This is a genomic window from Leifsonia sp. NPDC056824 (assembly GCF_042789575.1).
GTDB lineage: Bacteria > Actinomycetota > Actinomycetes > Actinomycetales > Microbacteriaceae > Leifsonia.
Genome location: NZ_JBHUAV010000002.1, coordinates 527,246 through 543,060, shown reverse-complemented (window position 1 = coordinate 543,060; position 15,815 = coordinate 527,246). Strand labels below are relative to the sequence as shown.

The 15,815-nt window shown below is 64.1% G+C and carries 27 protein-coding genes and 1 pseudogene; all 28 read right to left on the bottom strand.

Translation table 11 applies throughout. The annotated features are described in order from the left end of the window. Positions 1-69 precede the first annotated feature (69 nt). A complete protein-coding gene (locus tag ACFRFH_RS12100; protein WP_382463244.1) occupies positions 70-855 on the bottom strand; it encodes an HK97 family phage prohead protease in 786 nt (261 codons plus the stop codon). Next, positions 852-2,057 (bottom strand): phage portal protein, encoded by a 1,206-nt coding sequence (locus tag ACFRFH_RS12095; protein WP_382463243.1) that lies wholly within the window; start codon positions 2,055-2,057, stop codon positions 852-854. Before ACFRFH_RS12095 ends, ACFRFH_RS12100 begins: the two co-directional genes overlap by 4 nt. Next, positions 2,054-2,203: a hypothetical protein gene (locus ACFRFH_RS12090; protein WP_382463242.1), complete on the bottom strand. Its 150-nt coding sequence runs from the start codon at positions 2,201-2,203 to the stop codon at positions 2,054-2,056. Before ACFRFH_RS12090 ends, ACFRFH_RS12095 begins: the two co-directional genes overlap by 4 nt. Before the next feature lie 8 nt (positions 2,204-2,211). Further along, on the bottom strand, positions 2,212-3,609 hold the full coding sequence (locus ACFRFH_RS12085) for a hypothetical protein (protein WP_382463241.1): 1,398 nt from the start codon (positions 3,607-3,609) through the stop codon (positions 2,212-2,214). Positions 3,610-3,694: 85 nt separating this feature from the next. Then, positions 3,695-4,060: a hypothetical protein gene (locus tag ACFRFH_RS12080; protein ID WP_382463240.1), complete on the bottom strand. Its 366-nt coding sequence runs from the start codon at positions 4,058-4,060 to the stop codon at positions 3,695-3,697. A 739-nt stretch (positions 4,061-4,799) separates the two neighbouring features. Beyond that, complete coding sequence (locus ACFRFH_RS12075; RefSeq protein WP_382463239.1) at positions 4,800-5,126, bottom strand: hypothetical protein; 327 nt, start codon at positions 5,124-5,126, stop codon at positions 4,800-4,802. Between the two features lie 65 nt (positions 5,127-5,191). Continuing rightward, on the bottom strand, positions 5,192-5,380 hold the full coding sequence (locus tag ACFRFH_RS12070; protein ID WP_382463238.1) for a hypothetical protein: 189 nt from the start codon (positions 5,378-5,380) through the stop codon (positions 5,192-5,194). Beyond that, positions 5,377-5,631, bottom strand: coding sequence for a hypothetical protein (locus ACFRFH_RS12065; protein WP_382463237.1), 255 nt, complete (start codon positions 5,629-5,631; stop codon positions 5,377-5,379). The genes ACFRFH_RS12070 and ACFRFH_RS12065 overlap by 4 nt, the downstream gene beginning before the upstream one ends. Beyond that, entirely contained in the window at positions 5,628-6,236 is a 609-nt protein-coding gene (locus ACFRFH_RS12060) for a hypothetical protein (protein WP_382463236.1), read from the bottom strand. Before ACFRFH_RS12060 ends, ACFRFH_RS12065 begins: the two co-directional genes overlap by 4 nt. After that, positions 6,233-6,520, bottom strand: coding sequence for a hypothetical protein (locus ACFRFH_RS12055; RefSeq protein ID WP_382463235.1), 288 nt, complete (start codon positions 6,518-6,520; stop codon positions 6,233-6,235). The genes ACFRFH_RS12060 and ACFRFH_RS12055 overlap by 4 nt, the downstream gene beginning before the upstream one ends. 267 nt (positions 6,521-6,787) lie before the next feature. Further along, a complete protein-coding gene (locus tag ACFRFH_RS12050; protein ID WP_382463234.1) occupies positions 6,788-7,006 on the bottom strand; it encodes a hypothetical protein in 219 nt (72 codons plus the stop codon). A 16-nt stretch (positions 7,007-7,022) separates the two neighbouring features. Next, complete coding sequence (locus ACFRFH_RS12045) at positions 7,023-7,184, bottom strand: hypothetical protein (protein ID WP_382463233.1); 162 nt, start codon at positions 7,182-7,184, stop codon at positions 7,023-7,025. Then, positions 7,181-7,393 (bottom strand): hypothetical protein, encoded by a 213-nt coding sequence (locus tag ACFRFH_RS12040; protein WP_382463232.1) that lies wholly within the window; start codon positions 7,391-7,393, stop codon positions 7,181-7,183. The genes ACFRFH_RS12045 and ACFRFH_RS12040 overlap by 4 nt, the downstream gene beginning before the upstream one ends. Continuing rightward, on the bottom strand, positions 7,390-8,028 hold the full coding sequence (locus ACFRFH_RS12035) for a hypothetical protein (RefSeq protein WP_382463231.1): 639 nt from the start codon (positions 8,026-8,028) through the stop codon (positions 7,390-7,392). The genes ACFRFH_RS12040 and ACFRFH_RS12035 overlap by 4 nt, the downstream gene beginning before the upstream one ends. Before the next feature lie 4 nt (positions 8,029-8,032). Further along, entirely contained in the window at positions 8,033-8,245 is a 213-nt protein-coding gene (locus ACFRFH_RS12030; protein ID WP_382463230.1) for a hypothetical protein, read from the bottom strand. Continuing rightward, positions 8,245-8,433, bottom strand: coding sequence for a hypothetical protein (locus tag ACFRFH_RS12025; RefSeq protein WP_382463229.1), 189 nt, complete (start codon positions 8,431-8,433; stop codon positions 8,245-8,247). The genes ACFRFH_RS12030 and ACFRFH_RS12025 overlap by 1 nt, the downstream gene beginning before the upstream one ends. A 35-nt stretch (positions 8,434-8,468) precedes the next feature. Beyond that, entirely contained in the window at positions 8,469-9,794 is a 1,326-nt protein-coding gene (locus tag ACFRFH_RS12020; RefSeq protein WP_382463228.1) for a replicative DNA helicase, read from the bottom strand. Then, a complete protein-coding gene (locus ACFRFH_RS12015; protein ID WP_382463227.1) occupies positions 9,791-9,922 on the bottom strand; it encodes a hypothetical protein in 132 nt (43 codons plus the stop codon). Before ACFRFH_RS12015 ends, ACFRFH_RS12020 begins: the two co-directional genes overlap by 4 nt. Continuing rightward, positions 9,919-10,431 (bottom strand): DNA N-6-adenine-methyltransferase, encoded by a 513-nt coding sequence (locus ACFRFH_RS12010; RefSeq protein WP_382463226.1) that lies wholly within the window; start codon positions 10,429-10,431, stop codon positions 9,919-9,921. Before ACFRFH_RS12010 ends, ACFRFH_RS12015 begins: the two co-directional genes overlap by 4 nt. Then, positions 10,428-11,201 (bottom strand): hypothetical protein, encoded by a 774-nt coding sequence (locus ACFRFH_RS12005; protein ID WP_382463225.1) that lies wholly within the window; start codon positions 11,199-11,201, stop codon positions 10,428-10,430. The genes ACFRFH_RS12010 and ACFRFH_RS12005 overlap by 4 nt, the downstream gene beginning before the upstream one ends. Continuing rightward, a complete protein-coding gene (locus ACFRFH_RS12000; RefSeq protein ID WP_382463224.1) occupies positions 11,198-11,455 on the bottom strand; it encodes a hypothetical protein in 258 nt (85 codons plus the stop codon). Before ACFRFH_RS12000 ends, ACFRFH_RS12005 begins: the two co-directional genes overlap by 4 nt. A 394-nt stretch (positions 11,456-11,849) precedes the next feature. Then, positions 11,850-12,542 (bottom strand): hypothetical protein, encoded by a 693-nt coding sequence (locus tag ACFRFH_RS11995; protein WP_382463223.1) that lies wholly within the window; start codon positions 12,540-12,542, stop codon positions 11,850-11,852. A gap of 167 nt (positions 12,543-12,709) precedes the next feature. Further along, positions 12,710-12,964 (bottom strand): annotated as a pseudogene (locus ACFRFH_RS11990) (WhiB family transcriptional regulator); the annotation flags it as partial. 8 nt (positions 12,965-12,972) lie between these two features. Continuing rightward, entirely contained in the window at positions 12,973-13,449 is a 477-nt protein-coding gene (locus ACFRFH_RS11985; protein WP_382463222.1) for a hypothetical protein, read from the bottom strand. Beyond that, a complete protein-coding gene (locus ACFRFH_RS11980; RefSeq protein ID WP_382463221.1) occupies positions 13,449-13,682 on the bottom strand; it encodes a hypothetical protein in 234 nt (77 codons plus the stop codon). The genes ACFRFH_RS11985 and ACFRFH_RS11980 overlap by 1 nt, the downstream gene beginning before the upstream one ends. Positions 13,683-13,741: 59 nt before the next feature. Continuing rightward, complete coding sequence (locus tag ACFRFH_RS11975; RefSeq protein ID WP_382463220.1) at positions 13,742-14,554, bottom strand: ERF family protein; 813 nt, start codon at positions 14,552-14,554, stop codon at positions 13,742-13,744. Further along, complete coding sequence (locus ACFRFH_RS11970) at positions 14,554-14,988, bottom strand: hypothetical protein (protein WP_382463219.1); 435 nt, start codon at positions 14,986-14,988, stop codon at positions 14,554-14,556. Before ACFRFH_RS11970 ends, ACFRFH_RS11975 begins: the two co-directional genes overlap by 1 nt. Continuing rightward, complete coding sequence (locus tag ACFRFH_RS11965) at positions 14,985-15,749, bottom strand: hypothetical protein (protein ID WP_382463218.1); 765 nt, start codon at positions 15,747-15,749, stop codon at positions 14,985-14,987. Before ACFRFH_RS11965 ends, ACFRFH_RS11970 begins: the two co-directional genes overlap by 4 nt. Between the last annotated feature and the right edge of the window lie 66 nt (positions 15,750-15,815).

The following is a 15,815-nucleotide window of genomic DNA, read 5'->3' as shown; positions in this document are numbered from 1 at the left end:
ATCCGGCGTTCAGGTGGCTCTGCAGCACAAAGAACCCCACCGCCTACCGGTGGGGTGGTTCAGGGGATTTCAGCGCTCGTCGAGAGCAAGCAGTGACCGCAGGGTGCGGATGTTCGGGCCCTTGTGGGCGACCTCGACGGTGGTGCGGTCGCCCACGCTCAGCGGGTCGAGGTTCACGACAGGCTCGACGGAGCGCTCCTGGTCAGCCAGGCGTGCGGTTGCGCGTGCGGCTGCGATGCGCAGCGGCTCACCCTCCAGGTGGTCGATCGCGTCCAGCGCCTGCTTCGCGCGTGCGCTGATCGACGTGTTCGGGTTCGCGCCGTAGTTCACCGCCGACACGTCACCGCGGTCCAGGTTCACCTGTCGAATGCGGAACGTCATGAAGTCCGGCGACCAGTCACCGGCCTCGATGCGGAACGCGAACGACATCTGGTCGAAGGCACCGTCCCGCAGGGCGAGTTCGAGGTCGTGCACATCGTTCCGCTGCGGGTTCAGGCTGGCGATCGAGCGGAGTCCGTGATCGTCCGCGCTGAGTTCGAGAGTGCCGGCGAGCGTGCGAGCCATCGACATGCCGGTGTGGTTGACCAGGAAGTTCACGTCCGGGTTCGACGCGAGGGTCAGGTCGAACGCGCCGCGGTCGATGACCTCCGTGTACGGGCCGAAGATGTCGTACATGGTGTAGCCCTGCTCCACCGTGGACGCGTAGCCGTCGAGGACCAGGAACTCCTTGTCGCCCTGGACCGAGCGGCTGGCGCGGATCTCCGACCTGAACTCCTGCTGGCGTGCGTCGCCGTGGAATGTCGTGAGCGCACCGGCCTGCGCCGCCGCCGCGCGCGAATCAATCGTGATCGTCATTGGATTGCTCCTTCGTCAGCACCGGGAACATTCGCGCCGACCGGCTGCGGGTCGGGCGGCGCAGGCCGGTGCGAGATGCCCAGCTGCTTGAACTCCTCGATCTGCGCCGGCGTGAACGGCGGCAGGTTGTCCTTCGCGCGCACCTCGGACGGCGTGCGGATCATGCCGGCGACCTGCGCGAGCAGCATGTCGTTCCGGGTGTCCGGGTCCATCCGCAGCAGGTGGTCGGTGTCGAACTTCACGAACCGCGGCGCCGGCAGCCACTTCGACAGCGCCACCTCCCGGCGCACCAGCGCAGGCCCGAGGTTCATGATCAGGAACTGCAGGTTCCGCTGTGTGACGTTCGCGTACGTCAGCGCCTGTTTACCGACCGGGGCGACGTCGATCATGTCGGCCGGGACGCCGAAGAATCGGGCGATGTCGGTCGAGGTGAGCTTCTGCGTGTCGAGGAACTGGGATTCGTTCTGCGCCACGTTGACGGTGGAGTATTCCCAGTCGTTACCGGTGACGAACAGGTCACGGCCGCGGACCGACTCCTTGAACTTCCGCTTCGCCGCTTCCGCGACACCAGCACCGAGGGTGCGGGCCGAGTTCTTCAGGATGCCGCCAGGGACGGTCCCGCCATTCGCGAACCAGTCGAGGCCGAAGTCGACAGCCGACTGATACTGGCCAATCGTCCACGCCGCGTACATGATCGGGGACAGGCCCATGACCATGCCGGAGACGGTGAACTGGCGTTCGTGCCAGACCTGATCCTTCGTATACGGCTTGCCGCCGATCCGGTACGTGTAGTCACCAGTCGTCTTGTCGATCAGGACCACGACGGTGTTCGCGTCCACCAGGTCGACGCGGCGCGGTTTGCCGAGCGCGTCGAGCTCGCTGATGATCCCGTAAGTGTTGCCGATCCGGTCCAGGTCGACCTGCGTCGAATACAGGAACTCGTTCATGCCGACTTCATCGCCACCCGGGTTCAGGATCACCGGGGGTGCAGGGACTTCCACGTCCATGTCACCGACCTTGCGGAGAACATGAACGGGCAGCGTCGACAGCACGTCAGCGCGGAGACGGACCGCCGCCCACACCGCCGAAGCACGCAACGCCGTGTCCGCGGACACCTGCACCGCACCAGTGCGCTCCGGCTGACGTGACGGGATCAGGTTGTAGGGGGTGTCACCGAGACCCCGACGCACGAACAGGCTCATCGTCTCTCCTGTCCCTGCATCACACAGATGCCGACCAGTGCGCCGCCGGCGACGATGAACGCGGCCGGCGGGGCGATCAGCCAGACACCCGCGGTGATCAATGCGATGCCGGCGAGCTCACCCAGGGTTGTGATCCACCAGCGCATGAGCACCCCTAACCGAAGGAATCCATCAGGTCGTAATCACCGGGCTCGCCAACATGCACCTGGAACGCGGCCGTCGCCGCGCGCAGCGGGGAAATGTCCGTCGAGGACTGGGACTGCGACCACACGAACTGCTCGTTCGATTTCCGTTTGCCGGCGCCGAGCACCGCGATCGTCAACGGGTCATCGCCGTGATGCTTCAGCGTCCCGTTCACCAGCGCATCCGTGATCGCGGTGCACCCGTTGCGCATGTCCATCAGGTCGAGCGCGACCACGGTGATATCGGCGTCCTCGAACTTCTGCACCAGGTGAGCGTTCTCGCCGTACTTGTCGATCACGAGCTCGTCCAGGTTGTGCTTCTTCAGGATCTTCACCGTCGCATCGACGATGTGCTCCGCCGCCCACTTCTGCCCGATACCCGACTCGTACTGCACGAGCTCAAGCACATCCGTCTTCCTGCCAGCACCGACCGCGGCAATCGCGAACGACTGCCGTACGCCGGTTCGCACATCCAAGGCGACAACAGGCCGGCCGGTGATCCGAATCGACTCGCTCACCCGGTTCGCTTCCCACACGCCCGGAGGGAACGCACCCTCCTGCATGGAATCAACCCACTGGCACAGCACCTCAGTGCGGAACACCGGATCCGGATCAGTGCCGGCATCCGCGGCGATCGAACGTTCCATCGACGGGATCCACCCCATCGACGGGTTCGCCTGCGCCCACCCGTCCCGATCCCAAATGTCACAGCCCGGTTCGGCTGACCATTCGAAGATCCCGATCGACATCGCTTCGTCGTCGGCACCGTCGAGCTCGTTCAACCGGGCGTCGTCGCCGTTGATGCCGTCCGGGTCACCGATCGGCAGGTGTGCTTTCTTCCGCAGATCATCCAGAACGACCGACTGCTCATCGCCCGCGTTCGACGCCGCCCAAATCTGAGCCTGCGAGCGGGTGCGTGTCGTCTTCGTCACGGCCGACCAGGCATCCCACGACTGGTGTTCCCGGAGCTCATCCAGCAGCACCAGGTCACCGGTCAGACCACGGCCGCCGCGGCGCGTCGCCGCCTGCACCTTGTACCGCGACCCAGATGTGAGCCGCAGTGCCTTCTTCCCGTTCGTCCGGTCGATGTGCTCGATCTCCGCCGCGAGATCCTGCACACCCTCCGCGATGTCGACGGCGCCCTGCCACACCTCTTCAGCGATGTCGAGGTTCTGCGCCGTCCCGATGACCAGCGGCGCACCATCCACGAACATACGGAACAACGCCAGTATCTGCAGCAGCAGCGACTTCCCGTTCTGGCGAGCGACCAGCAGCACCACCGTGCGGAACCGGAACGTCCCATCCAGGTTCAGCTCCAGCGCGTGGATCAGCAGCCACTTCTGCCACGGGAACAGCTCAACCTCGAGCACATCCTCCGCGAACTGGATCGCTTCGAACCCGCGCGAAGTCGTCGGAGTCAGCCGCCGAAGCGGCGGAGTGAAAACCCGAGGAGTCTCACACCCGAGGCGCGGACCTCGTGCGACGGGCCGTCGACTTCTGACGCTGCTCCGCGACCGAGCGGACCGCGTTGAGCTTGCCACCCTGCTTCGCCTCCCGCAGTTCCAACTTCTTACGACCCATCGGCGTCAACCCCAACTGCTCCGACAAGCTCGAATACGCCGACAACGACACGTTGTCGTGCTGCGGCACAGCCGGCCGACCACCCTTCTCCGCCGCATCCTCCAGAGCGAACGCCACAATCACGTCCCACGCCTGAATCTTCCGAGCCAGAGCCCGCAACGACTCCACCGCACCGTCATCCATCGGCGTCAGATGCGTCGCCGCCGCCAACGCCGTCTCCGTGGCCTCCACGATGTCCATCGCACAACCCTTCTCGCGCGCACACGCGCGACCCCGGGCCAAACCCAACGGGGGGAGAAAAATGGTTTCGGGCGCGGTCGTCCGCATCTGGCGGATGGAAAAAACTGGTGCGTTTTCGCAGTACCTGGCTTGTCAGGTACTGCGGCGTCGCTGCATGCGTGCCGGCGCGGCGATGCGACATCGCTCTTGTTGTTTCTTTCCACTGGCTAGGCAGGTGGTGCATGGTGCCACCGTGTGGCACTGTCTATGCCTGGCAGGTGTGGGGTGGGGGTGGGTGTCGGCACGGTAGGTGCTTGAAACCCTGGGTGTCTGCACCTGAGCGTTGAGCGTCTTGGCTCATGCGCTGTGTTGTGCAGGGTAGGTCAGGTGACCAGGTGTGTGCGTGCTGCGTGTGCTTGCGGAATCGGCTGGGGTGGATGCCTGCGCGGGTGGGTCACAATTACCAGAGCGGGTTGCTCCAGGTGCGGGTGGTGGGTTCGCCGCGTCGTTTCCTGTTTGTCCTGGCCGCGCCGTCGCCCATGTTGCAGGGGATGCATTCGGCACCCAGGTTGTCGAGGTTGTCTGTGCCGCCGTCTTCGATCGCGATCAGGTGGCCGATTGTGACGAAGCCTGGTCGGATTCTGCGTTCAGCCCATGTGACGGTTGGGTCGAGTGGTCGGCCGCAGCGCCAGCATCGTTCCGCGTTGGCTCGGATGATGTCGCGGTTACGACGCCACTGCCTACCGCTGCGCCGTGCCACTCACCACACCTTCGCGCCTGTGGTTACCCAGTCAGGCGGATTCTCCACCCAGTCGGCAACGGCAGCGATGAGCGAGTCGCCGCCCTTCTGGTACGCCTCCTGCGACGGCGTGCAGTGGTTCCTGATCTGCTCAGCGATCGCCGCGCGCACCGTGGAGTCGCCAGCGTTGCGTGCGATGCTCTTGACCAGTCGGTCGTTGACCTCCAGGACGACCTTGTTGTCATCGTCCTTGAACGCGATCCAGCCGCCCGCGTAGTCGTGCTGGAAGTACTTCGCGACGACGGCCTGCTTCCCGGAGTCGCCGTAGGTGATCGTGTAGGTGTTCATGGTGGTGCCTTTCGGTGGTGGTGGTGGTGGACGTTCGCGTCAGCAACTTCCAGTAGCGGTCGAACTCACTTGACATTGACCGCTCTCCCATGACGACAGACCGTGTGATTCACATGCACACCGAAGCGTGCGTCACGTCTCGCCGCCTGGCGTCGTGCAGCGCGTGCGAGCATGTTGAGGATGATGATGCCGAGGTCGACGAGCGGCCACATCCACGGGTGCGGGAACATGGCCGCGTAGTCGCGGGTGCTCATGATGTGAGCCAGTGTCGTTCGTCGAGGATGCCGCAGCTGCCGTCGAGGGCCATCGTGTACAGCTTGTCGGCGTGGTCGCGCCAATGGTGGGCGCAGAAGTGCAGCACACCGCGCAGCTGGTCTTTGTCGCGGTCCACGTATATGTAGACGCGGACGTACGCTTGCGCGCCGCAGTGGTCGTCGCACTGGTCGGCATGTTCGATGATCCGCACATCCTCGACCGGGTGGGACGGTGCGGGTGCCAGCGTCATGTTCGTGCCTCGCGGTCGCGCTGCTGCTGCAACGCGATCTTGTGCTCCGCGTCGAGGCGTGCGCTGAACCTCGACAAGTAGACCGGGTTCGTCGACAGCAGCAGGGTGTTGTTCTGCGCCTTGAACCCTGCAGGGTTCGCGACGTCGGCTTTCAGTGACACCCCGGTGCCTTCACCGGATGCTGACCAGTTCGTGGATCCTTCGAACCCGATGCCGAGGCCGGACAGCACACCGCCCTTGGTGTGGCTGATCTGGTGCGTGGTCGACTGGCCGACAACGAACGATGCGGACCAGTCCGGTTCGGCCTGATTCGCCAGCAGGATCTTCCGCTCGTGCACACCGGAGGCTTGTGACCTGTCCAGGGTGCCCTGGACGAAGATCGACGGCCGGCCGATCAGGTCCACGATGGCGTCGTTGAGTTCCTCGTCGTCGTAGCCGAACATGTTCAGCCTGAGCGCGAGAGTCTCATGGGTGAGCAGCCAGAGCAGGATGCTGTGCACGTCGTCACGGCCGACGAAGAAGACGTAGTGGTCGCCGTAGCCGGGCTGGAGTGTGCCTTCCGGTGTGAACTGGCCGAATTGTGCGAGACGAAGGTCGTCGGTCATATCGGAAGCACCCCCGGCAGTGGAATGAACTGATACCGGTCTGGAGCCCAGCGCGCGTCACAGCGCATGCAGTGGATCGTCGCCGCCTGGTACTTCAGGTAGTACGAGCGTGTGCGGCACAACAGCCCACGATCGCCGCAGCACGGTGCGACGATGAGGAACTCGGCGGACGCTTCAGCGGTGTGGAACGAGATCCCGCGCGGGTGATTCACGTCACCGCAGCGCAGATCCTCCATGTCGACGAGCTCGATGAGCAGTTCGATGTCCGGGATGGTGTCGAGCATGCGAACCTCCCGGGTGCGAAGGTCACTGGTGGGGTGCGCAGGTTGCACCTAGCGGAGAACTGCATGATGGGTGCCCTTCACGGAACGGATCGACCGCACGACACACCCCACCGGAGCCGACCGTTTCGCCTCCCGAAAGGCACCGCAGGTCGCGCGGCTTGAATCCGGCTAAGGGTGCCGGATGGTCCTTAAACGCAGAACGCGCACCCGGTCGGAGGGTGCGCGCTTGCCTAGCAAGATCATAGCGGAACGTTCTGACATTGGATGTCAACCACGTCGGTATTTCTTCGCCAGACGTGCACCGATCTGCTGCGGGCTCATGCGGTGCGTTCCGGCCGTGAATCTCGACCGGTAGACCCGCAGGAGGTCGTCAATGTGGATGTAGCGGACGTTCGACCACCACACCACCACTTCCAGGTCACCTGATTCGATCCAGCGCTCGATCGTTCGTGCGCTGCGCTTTACCCGTTTCGCTGCCTCCGGCACCGTCAGGTATAGGCGATCATTCACGGCCTGCGAATCGCGAGTTCGTGAGCACCTTGTCGAGCGATCGCGCGATGTATTCAAGCGCGAATAGCGTTTCGTCCTGCATGTCGGGGTACATCTCGAACTCAGACCTGAACGACTTCTGCCACTCCTGCTTCGCATCGTCATAGCTCGTCATTTCAGGGCCATCCTCGCTCGTCGTTCGCCTCTGAATGACAGGTGCCACGCAAACCTCGTCCCGTCTGTCTCTTCAGGCCAGGGCTGGATCGTGAGCGTCTCCAGATCTATCCTCCAGTCTTTGACCAATTCGGTGATCGACTCCGCGAACCACTCAGCCGAGTCGTCACTCCGCGTGGCGGCAACGTACTTGTCCTGCATTTCCTTCATTTCAGCCATCCCTCCACCAGTCCCGCATACGACTCGTACTCGATCTCGAACCCGCAATTCATGCAGAACACCTCCGTGTCCCGCACATCCTGCGGAATCCGAGCCACCACCTCATGCTCACCACACACCGAGCATTCCCGACGCAGAGCACGACGCGGCGGCCGCGGCGCCATCGGATAGGAGCCGCGCAACCGCCCAACCTCCTCCGACACCCGGTCGAAATACGTTCCAGCCTGCGGCAGACTCAGGATCGACGGATGCTGGCGGATCAGCCACCGTGACGCCACATAGGTCAACGACTGCGCACCAGCCGGCGTCACATTCGCCGGGAAACCCCAAGTGTCACCGTCGATCCGCCACCCGTGGAACTCAGACGGGATCGGCTTCACCTGCATCTGACCCAGCCACCTGTCCGACCACCACAGTAGGATGCGGAACAGCCTGTCCGAGTCGTCCATCGCGTCCGCACGGAACGGCAACGGCGGATCAGACTTCGGCGCACGCGGTGTCCCATCCTGGACACCGCCACCCGGGATAACCAGAGAGCGGATGTAACCGATCAGCTCCGGTGCTTTCTCGAGTGCTCTGGCCGCTCGACGCTCGTTGAGCATCAGCAGCGCTTCGTCATCGTCCATGCGCTCATTCGTTCGGGTACTGCTGACGGCGGCTCTCTTTGCCGTCGACGTAAGTGCGCGCGTACGCCGGCCAATTCTGCGCGTCACGGATGCCCTGTTCGTAGCCGCGGTAGAACTCACGCTGCGGATACGACTTCGCATCCTCGACCCACTTCGCAGCCCCGCGCTCGAGGATCGCCGATGCTGCCTGCACGAACGCCATCAGGAAGCGGAACATCAGCCCTCCTCCGTGTCCGGCACGCTGTCGAAGAAGGCCTCGCTGAGGTAGTTCGAGCTCATCAGCCAGTCCGCGATGCGCTCCGCGAGCTGCTTCGAATCGTCACCGTCCACGTATGCCGATATCTCGGTGTTCGCTTCGTAGATCTGCTCCGACAGCTGCGCGCGGATCTTGTACAGACCTGCCATCACTTCAGCGGGCGCATGCCCATTCACATATGCCATCAGTTCTCCCTTTCCTCGTACACCGGCACTACCGGCTTCACCGTCACCCGCGCGAACCGTGCCTCCCAGCGCAGATAGCACACACCCGTCCGCCCCGAACGGTTCTTCGCCACGATCACCTTCAACTCGTTCGACGGCTTCGGGGGGCTACCGTCATCCAGCGGACGGTGCAGCAGAGCCACCACATCCGCCGCCTGCTCGATCTCGCCGGACTCCTTCAGGTCCGACAGGATCGGTTCACGCTTCCCCTTACCAGGGCCAGTGTCACCACGCGTCAACTGCGACAACGCCACCACCGGGCACGCCAACTCCTTCGACATGTTCTTCAGCTCCCGCGCGACCTCGGACACGGTTTCATAGCGGGACTGCCGCGGGCCTGTGCCGTTCACCAGCTGTAGGTAGTCGACAACCACACCACCCAGGGGGCCCTTCCGCGACACCGACCGTGCCCACGCCTTCACCTGCGTGATCGTCAACCCCGGCCGGTCATCCACGAACAACGGCATCGGCGTGATCCGACCCTTCACCGTCGCCACAGCCTCCCACTGTGCCTGTGTCAACTGGTGCCGATTCAGGTCACCCAAATCCACGTCCGCCATCGACGCGATCAGCCGTTGCGTCAGCTCGTCCTCGACCATCTCCAACGACGAGAACGCCACATTCCCGCGTGCCGCCATCGCCCGCGCGAACTGCAGGCCCATGATCGTCTTCCCGTCACCCGGGCGGGCACCGATCACGTACAGCTTCCCGGGCAGCAGACCCACGATCAGCGAATCCAGGTTGTGCCACGGCGTCGGGACAGCCTTCGGCGGCTCATCCAGGTCACGCATCACCCGACCGAACGACGCCGCCACGTTCTCCACCTTCGAACGCGTCAACCGGCCCACACCGTCAATCTCCGCACGAGCCCGCTCCACGATCGCGTCAGCGTCACCCTCAACGCCGAACCCCCACTGCACCACCCGCGTGCCGGCCTCGACCAGACGCCGCAGCACAGCACGTTCAGCGACGATGCCGGCGTAATACGTCAACGCCGCGGCGGTCGGCAGGGAGTCCGTCAGACTGTGGAGGTATTCGGCGCCGCCGGCTTTCCCTAGCTGTCCGGTCTTCGTCAGGTGGTCGGACACACTGATCACATCGCACGGCTGATTCGCCGCGTGCAGTTGCATGATCGCGTCGAAGATGACCTCATGCTTCGGGCTGTAGAAGTCCTGCCCAGTCACCACACCGACCACATCCCAGACCGACGCCGGGGACAGCATCAGCCCACCGAGCACGGACTGCTCGGCTGGCACATCGCTCGGTGGCACTCGTTCTTCGGTCACGCCCGCTCCAGCTTGCAGTGCTTGCAGGTGAGCACGATGAGACCCTGCTCGAAGTAGGCCTGGTGCTTCTCACACGGCCACGCCAGAATCGTGCGGTCGTCCAACTCGATCTCCATCGGCTCGCTCACGACGCCTCCACGCGATCGACGAGAACGCCAGCATCGGGAACAGCCCTGGACGCACGGATAAGCGCGTCGCGTCCACGACTCCCGAGTGCAAACATCGCCAGCGGCATGCTCGAGCGTTTCCCTGCATGCGTGGGGTGTTCGAACGCGAAATCACGCATCAGCCAGATCCCGTCCGCCTCACGCAGCATGCGGTTCAGCCACTTCGCATTCGCGAACGGGCCCAGCCAGATCCCATCCCGGTGCGATAGGAACCGCTCAGCCCACGGTGTCGAATTGGAGAATGGCGGATTCACCCAGACGAATCCGTGCCAGGGCTGCATCAGCCCGTCGTCATCTCGCGTGAACACCGCACGGGCAGGCACATGCGTCACGGCGTCGACAGGGCTCGCCGGATCAAGATCGAAGTTCTCGCCTAGAGCATCGAAGACCCACTTCGGTGTAAACCGCTCGTCGCTGTCCGTACGCGCGATCGGGTGACCGAACATCGGAAACACCATCGGCTCGCTCACGACGCCTCCCGTGCTCGGCGTTCCATCTCCGCCACCCAATCGACCTCGTCCCGCCGCTCGAGGTACTCGTCAGCCGGGATCCGCAACTGCGCCACCCATGACGGCACAGCCACCAACTCCGGCTGCGACGACGGAACCCAACCCCGCTCCACATTCGACTGGTGAGCGCGACGCATCCACGTCCGCCACGTCGCATCCCAATCCAACTTCAGACCGCCCTGACCCGGACGAGCCAACCAGTAGTCGACGAAGTTCGCGGACTCGACCGGACCCACACTCGGGCAATGCTGCCGAGCCCATCGGATCAACCCTTCAGACGGCTTCCATCCCTCCGTGATCCTCGAACCACGTCGAGGCTTATCGTCACGAATTACGTCTATACGTTTAAGGGAGGTACCAATGTCGCCGCTGTCGGGGAATGTTGTTCCCGCTGTCGGGGAATCCGAACCGTTCCCCGACACTTTGTCGGTGGACGTTTGAGCCCACGGAACCAGGATCGCGAACTCATTCGGACGCACCTTCGACCCCCGCACATGAGACACCAGACCACGCTCACGCAGCCTCGGAATCAGCCGCTCAATCGTCCGCCGATCCACCCGAGCCTTCACCGCCAAAGCGTCATACGTCAGCCCTTCCTCCTCGGCCACGAACCGGCACCGACCATTGTCGTCAGCGACATCCGCCAACGCCAACAGCAGGATCATCTCGTTGCCGTTGATCCCCGATGTGGCCTCGTCATGCCACACCCACGAAGACACCTTCACGCTCACGCGCTCTCCTTCCGATTCCAACGCTTCCGGGCACCCTCACCCGTCATCCCCACCGACTTGCCGATCACAGCCCACGACTGATCCCTCGACCGCAACACATCAGCCATCACCACCAGAGCCGCCTCAATCTCCGCATGCAGCCCGAACAGGGAAGCGAACTCCGGCTCATCACCCTCAGACTCGAACCGGCGAGCATACGCACGCACCAGACGACGCAACATCTGCGCCGAACCCACCAGATCCCTACGGCTCACCAGATCTCCGCAACTTTCGTTGCACCCGAAATCGGCAGAACCCAGCCGTCCGTGTACTCGTCTGCCTTAGGGTCCGAAACCGGCTCCCAGGCACCGTCATCCGTCAACAGGACACGACCGAACAGAGCATGCACAACCGGCGTCTGCCGAGGATCCTCACCCGACCGAACCGACCAGCCGTTGTCGTACCCTTCCTCCGTATGCGCCCTGCCGTGATCGCCCGAGTGATTCCCCGACCCGCACACATCCAACAGGTTCGACGGCGTATGCAGCACACCCTGGCTCCTGTGCCGGCGATGATGCATCTGCGTCGCAGCACGCATCCCACACACCTCACAGACACCGCCAGAACGAGCCCTGACGATCGCGCACACCCTCTCCGGGATATCCGTGCTCATAGCGCCACCGCCAACGCCTCAATAAGCTGGGCGCCGATGAACTCCGTGTACGCCGGCGGGATCGCCTGGGCGAGTTCGTGCTCGGTCATCTTCCAGTCGATGCCGAGCAACGCAGCGCGGACGCTCTTCGCGGGCGTGTAGCCGCCGCGGCGCGCCGGGTTGTCGCGGTGCTCCGGCGTGCGGTGCCGCCCTCCGGTGTATGAGCCCGCGACCTGGGTGTTGTCGTGCGCGCACCCGCCGGCGCCCATGAGCCAAACGTTCGATTCGAAGAGCCGGTGCCGGCGCAACGCGAGCGGCACGTCGTCCACGTCCGGGGCCCGCAGCCCGAACATCGTCCCGCAGAGCAGGAGCGGGTCGACCAGCGGAGCGCCCTCAACGTTTTCGATGACGTACGGAAGCCCGGCCTCCAAGATCGCGCCCCGCGTGGGCTCTACGAGGTCAGGGTGTCCGCTCGCATCATGTGCGTTCGCGGTGGTCGAGTACAACTGGCACGGCGGTGAAGCGTGAACGGCGTCGAACACATGCCGATGGTGACGCAGGTACTCGAGCGCGTCGCCCTGGTGGAACTCGAACGGGTAGTTCGGTTGTGGGTCGATGTCGACACCGACGACATCGAAGCCGGCCCGGTGGTAGCCCATCCCTGCACCACCCGCACAGCAGAACAGATCCAACAGCCTCGGCCGGCTCACGACCGCGCCTGCTTAGTCGCTGCCCACTTCTCCTTGCTCCGCATGCGCATCGCCTCCGCGCACGTCAGGCCCGTCTCCGGATTCCCCGGACACCGCTCATCCCGGCAACCCTTGTTGACATAGCCGTAAACCGACCCATGCGTGAACCGAGCCCGCGACGGATGCGGCCTCAACTTGAACCGCTCCCGCGGCGACAGGCCACCCCAGATCCCTGTGCGCTCGTCATTGTCCAGAGCCCACTGCAAGCACCGCTCCCGGACCTCGCACTTCGCACAGAGCGCCTTCGCCGTGCGCGTGCTCCCGCCCTTGTTCGGGAAGAACACTTCCGGGTCTGTCTCCGCGCACAGAGCACGTCCACGCCACTCCTGCGCTGTCTCCTCACGCGAATCCGGGAGGATCGCCCGCAACAGCAACTCCGCCATCCGATCGCTCATGCTGCACCGTCCCAACCACCCGCATGCGCACGATCCCCAGCACGCTGATCCGCCCGATCCGTCCGGTGATTGTCGAGCGCCGCGTCCAGGGTGTCGAGGAACTTCCGCATCGCACGCTCACGCTGCTCCGCCAGCAGATACTCCAACTTCAGCGAGAAGATCTCGTCATCCGCCTCAGCGATCGCCTCCGCCTTCGCAACCGACATCTTCGGCTCCGCCAACTCACGAACCTTCCGCTTCGCGAACGCCTTCTCGTACAGCGCCTTCTTCTTCGCGAACACCCGGCCGGCCTCCTCCAACTCCCAATTGAAGTCCCACCGCATCGCCACCACCCGCTGCCCATGCGTCGCAGCAGGCCCCAGACGGTGCAACGTGTTCACCAACTTCACATGCAGAGGCACATCCGGGTCCGGGTGATCGAGCCCCACATCCCGCAGCACCGACAACAGCCACGGCTCCAACTCGGCAGCCATCAGGTCATCACCCCCTCTGCGCGAAGGCACCCATCCCAGCAGTCCGGATGCCACACCGCGTCGCGTGCGATCACCCGAGCCATGCCCTGCACGATCGTCCGACCGCACCAGCAGCACGTCATGCCGGCGCGACGATCAATCTCACCAGTCAGGTCGTCCACACGCTTCTGCGCAGCGTCACGACGCTTCAGCAGATCGGCGTCTGACAGTGCACGCAGGCGGTACTCGTGCATGTACTCCGCCGAGTTTCCAGTTCGGTGATACGGGATCCCCAACTCGGCAGGCCGGCCGCTCATGGCTCCGGAGTCTCCTCGAACCGCACACCCGAACCCGGCTCGGCAGTCTCCCACTCCGTCACCGGATCACCCAGAGCCATCGGCGCATCATCCGATTCCGGCTCAGGAGAGGAATCGACCAGGATCGCGTGGCGAACCGCCGCGATCACCTGCCCCACCTTCACATCAGCCGGCGGCATCGGTAGACGATGCACAATCATCAGCGCCGACAGGTGCTCCGCATACTGCGGATCGAACATGCGCCCCAACTCACCCGCATCCTCCACCAACTTGTGCACCTGACGCAGCTGCTCCTCCGACGTCGCATCAATGATCTGCGCCGCCCAATCCACCGTCGCCACAGGCACCGACGGAGCAGCAGGTGCGGGCTTCGACTTCGCAGCCGGCCGAGACTGACGCGGTGCAGCTGGAGCCGACGCCGCATCATCGTCATCCCCACCAGGCGCAACACCCGTCACCGCACACAACGCATACCGGCGTGCATACGTGATCGCGCTACCGAGCTGCTGCGGAGGAGTCGACGGATCCGGCAGCGGATACTCACCCTTCACCGACTCACCAGACTCATGCTTCAACCGGTAGGCGAGGACGAAGCCGTTCACCGTGAACGTCGGCTTCGTCGTCCACGACAGACCATGCTTCCCCAGCAGAGGCAGCACCCTCGGGCTGATGTCCGCCAGATCCGCGTACTGGTACTTGTACTCGCCGCCGTTGCGCGTCTCGACCTTCGCCTGGTTGTCCTTCTTGATCGTCGGCAGTTCGGTCTGGAACGCTGCCAGAGCAGCAGCGAGGTTCTCGTGGGCGGCCATCAGGAACCACCACCCGTGATCTTGATGTTGTTGATCGTCCCGCCACCGTTGATCGTTATGCCGCCGTTGGCGAAGCGGATCGTCTGCTTCAGCGACTCAAGCTTCCGGTCCATGTCGAGCATCATCAGCCGGTGGTCACGCCAGCTGGCCGCGGAACGCACCCACGAGAACGTCGACCAATACCAGGACACCGCAGCGAGCACGTACGCCAGCAACCAGTAGTCACGCGTGACCAGGGCGATCTCAACAGCCAGGATCGCCCCGACGATGCACACCCACCGCATCGTCGTCGCTCGCCAGACCGCGCGACGGAACGACCGTCTGATTTCCTCCTCCGTGCGCGGCTTTGTCCGGTAGTACCAGAGCGCACCCACACCACCGAAGATGATCGCGGCCCACCAGTACACGACCAGCACCCACTCCAGCGCACTCATACGGGCCGGTCCCAGAACTCAGGATCCGCATCCGGACCCACCTTCGCCTCACCCGACGACGGCGGGAACTCCGACACCATCGACTCGAACGTCGAGAACACCGGCACATCCGGGTAGTTCCTGCGCACCAGCAGATGCACCGGAACCACCGCATCAGCCGGCAGGTGGATGGCCACGATCTCCGCCATCGACGTACGGAACCCACGCGTCCCCAGAGTCGTCGCACCCGACGCCTGGATCACACCGTTGACGTAACCGCCGCCGTGCATCTTCGGCCCGTAGTCGTTCGAGCCCTCGTAGTAGCCGTAGAACCCGTGCTGACAGTGATCGATCGGGTGCGGAACTTCGCTCAGCCGCTTCTTGTCGATGTCCGACAATGAGTCCGGGTCGGGCACATACATGCCGCCGCCAGAGCCGAGGATCACCGGAGGGTAGTAGTTCGCATTCACGCCGTAGGCCAGTTGGTTGTAGATCACCCCGACGACGCCTTCCGGACGCTGACCGTGATCCCTCTCACGCTTCCGCTGCAACGCAAGCGCTTCACCCGGGGTCATCCCCGTCAACGCCTCGTACAGCTTCGGATTGCCGCGGACCTCGAAGACCCGGCTCTCCGACAGGCAGACTGCCGTGTTCACGCCCGGACGCCACACGCTCGTGCTGAACGTCACACCCGTCAGCCGGCCCAGCTTGTCGACGCGGAACGAACGAGTGCCGTACACGTCATCCTTCGACGAGAGATCCATCCCATCGAACTCGCTCATGCCGGCACCTCCTCAGGCTGCGGAACCGTCAACGGCTCCTTCACCGGCTCCAGCTCCCGCGTCTCG

What these genes read in the sequence shown, in the direction of transcription:
- ACFRFH_RS12100 (WP_382463244.1), bottom strand. Translation starts at nt 855, where the DNA reads ATGACGATCACGATTGATTCGCGCGCGGCGGCGGCGCAGGCCGGTGCG.
- ACFRFH_RS12095 (WP_382463243.1), bottom strand. Translation starts at nt 2,057, where the DNA reads ATGAGCCTGTTCGTGCGTCGGGGTCTCGGTGACACCCCCTACAACCTG.
- ACFRFH_RS12090 (WP_382463242.1), bottom strand. Translation starts at nt 2,203, where the DNA reads ATGCGCTGGTGGATCACAACCCTGGGTGAGCTCGCCGGCATCGCATTG.
- ACFRFH_RS12080 (WP_382463240.1), bottom strand. Translation starts at nt 4,060, where the DNA reads ATGGACATCGTGGAGGCCACGGAGACGGCGTTGGCGGCGGCGACGCAT.
- ACFRFH_RS12075 (WP_382463239.1), bottom strand. Translation starts at nt 5,126, where the DNA reads ATGAACACCTACACGATCACCTACGGCGACTCCGGGAAGCAGGCCGTC.
- ACFRFH_RS12070 (WP_382463238.1), bottom strand. Translation starts at nt 5,380, where the DNA reads ATGAGCACCCGCGACTACGCGGCCATGTTCCCGCACCCGTGGATGTGG.
- ACFRFH_RS12065 (WP_382463237.1), bottom strand. Translation starts at nt 5,631, where the DNA reads ATGACGCTGGCACCCGCACCGTCCCACCCGGTCGAGGATGTGCGGATC.
- ACFRFH_RS12060 (WP_382463236.1), bottom strand. Translation starts at nt 6,236, where the DNA reads ATGACCGACGACCTTCGTCTCGCACAATTCGGCCAGTTCACACCGGAA.
- ACFRFH_RS12055 (WP_382463235.1), bottom strand. Translation starts at nt 6,520, where the DNA reads ATGCTCGACACCATCCCGGACATCGAACTGCTCATCGAGCTCGTCGAC.
- ACFRFH_RS12045 (WP_382463233.1), bottom strand. Translation starts at nt 7,184, where the DNA reads ATGACGAGCTATGACGATGCGAAGCAGGAGTGGCAGAAGTCGTTCAGG.
- ACFRFH_RS12040 (WP_382463232.1), bottom strand. Translation starts at nt 7,393, where the DNA reads ATGAAGGAAATGCAGGACAAGTACGTTGCCGCCACGCGGAGTGACGAC.
- ACFRFH_RS12035 (WP_382463231.1), bottom strand. Translation starts at nt 8,028, where the DNA reads ATGGACGATGACGAAGCGCTGCTGATGCTCAACGAGCGTCGAGCGGCC.
- ACFRFH_RS12030 (WP_382463230.1), bottom strand. Translation starts at nt 8,245, where the DNA reads ATGTTCCGCTTCCTGATGGCGTTCGTGCAGGCAGCATCGGCGATCCTC.
- ACFRFH_RS12025 (WP_382463229.1), bottom strand. Translation starts at nt 8,433, where the DNA reads ATGGCAGGTCTGTACAAGATCCGCGCGCAGCTGTCGGAGCAGATCTAC.
- ACFRFH_RS11985 (WP_382463222.1), bottom strand. Translation starts at nt 13,449, where the DNA reads ATGGCTGCCGAGTTGGAGCCGTGGCTGTTGTCGGTGCTGCGGGATGTG.
- ACFRFH_RS11980 (WP_382463221.1), bottom strand. Translation starts at nt 13,682, where the DNA reads ATGCACGAGTACCGCCTGCGTGCACTGTCAGACGCCGATCTGCTGAAG.
- ACFRFH_RS11975 (WP_382463220.1), bottom strand. Translation starts at nt 14,554, where the DNA reads ATGGCCGCCCACGAGAACCTCGCTGCTGCTCTGGCAGCGTTCCAGACC.
- ACFRFH_RS11970 (WP_382463219.1), bottom strand. Translation starts at nt 14,988, where the DNA reads ATGAGTGCGCTGGAGTGGGTGCTGGTCGTGTACTGGTGGGCCGCGATC.
- ACFRFH_RS11965 (WP_382463218.1), bottom strand. Translation starts at nt 15,749, where the DNA reads ATGAGCGAGTTCGATGGGATGGATCTCTCGTCGAAGGATGACGTGTAC.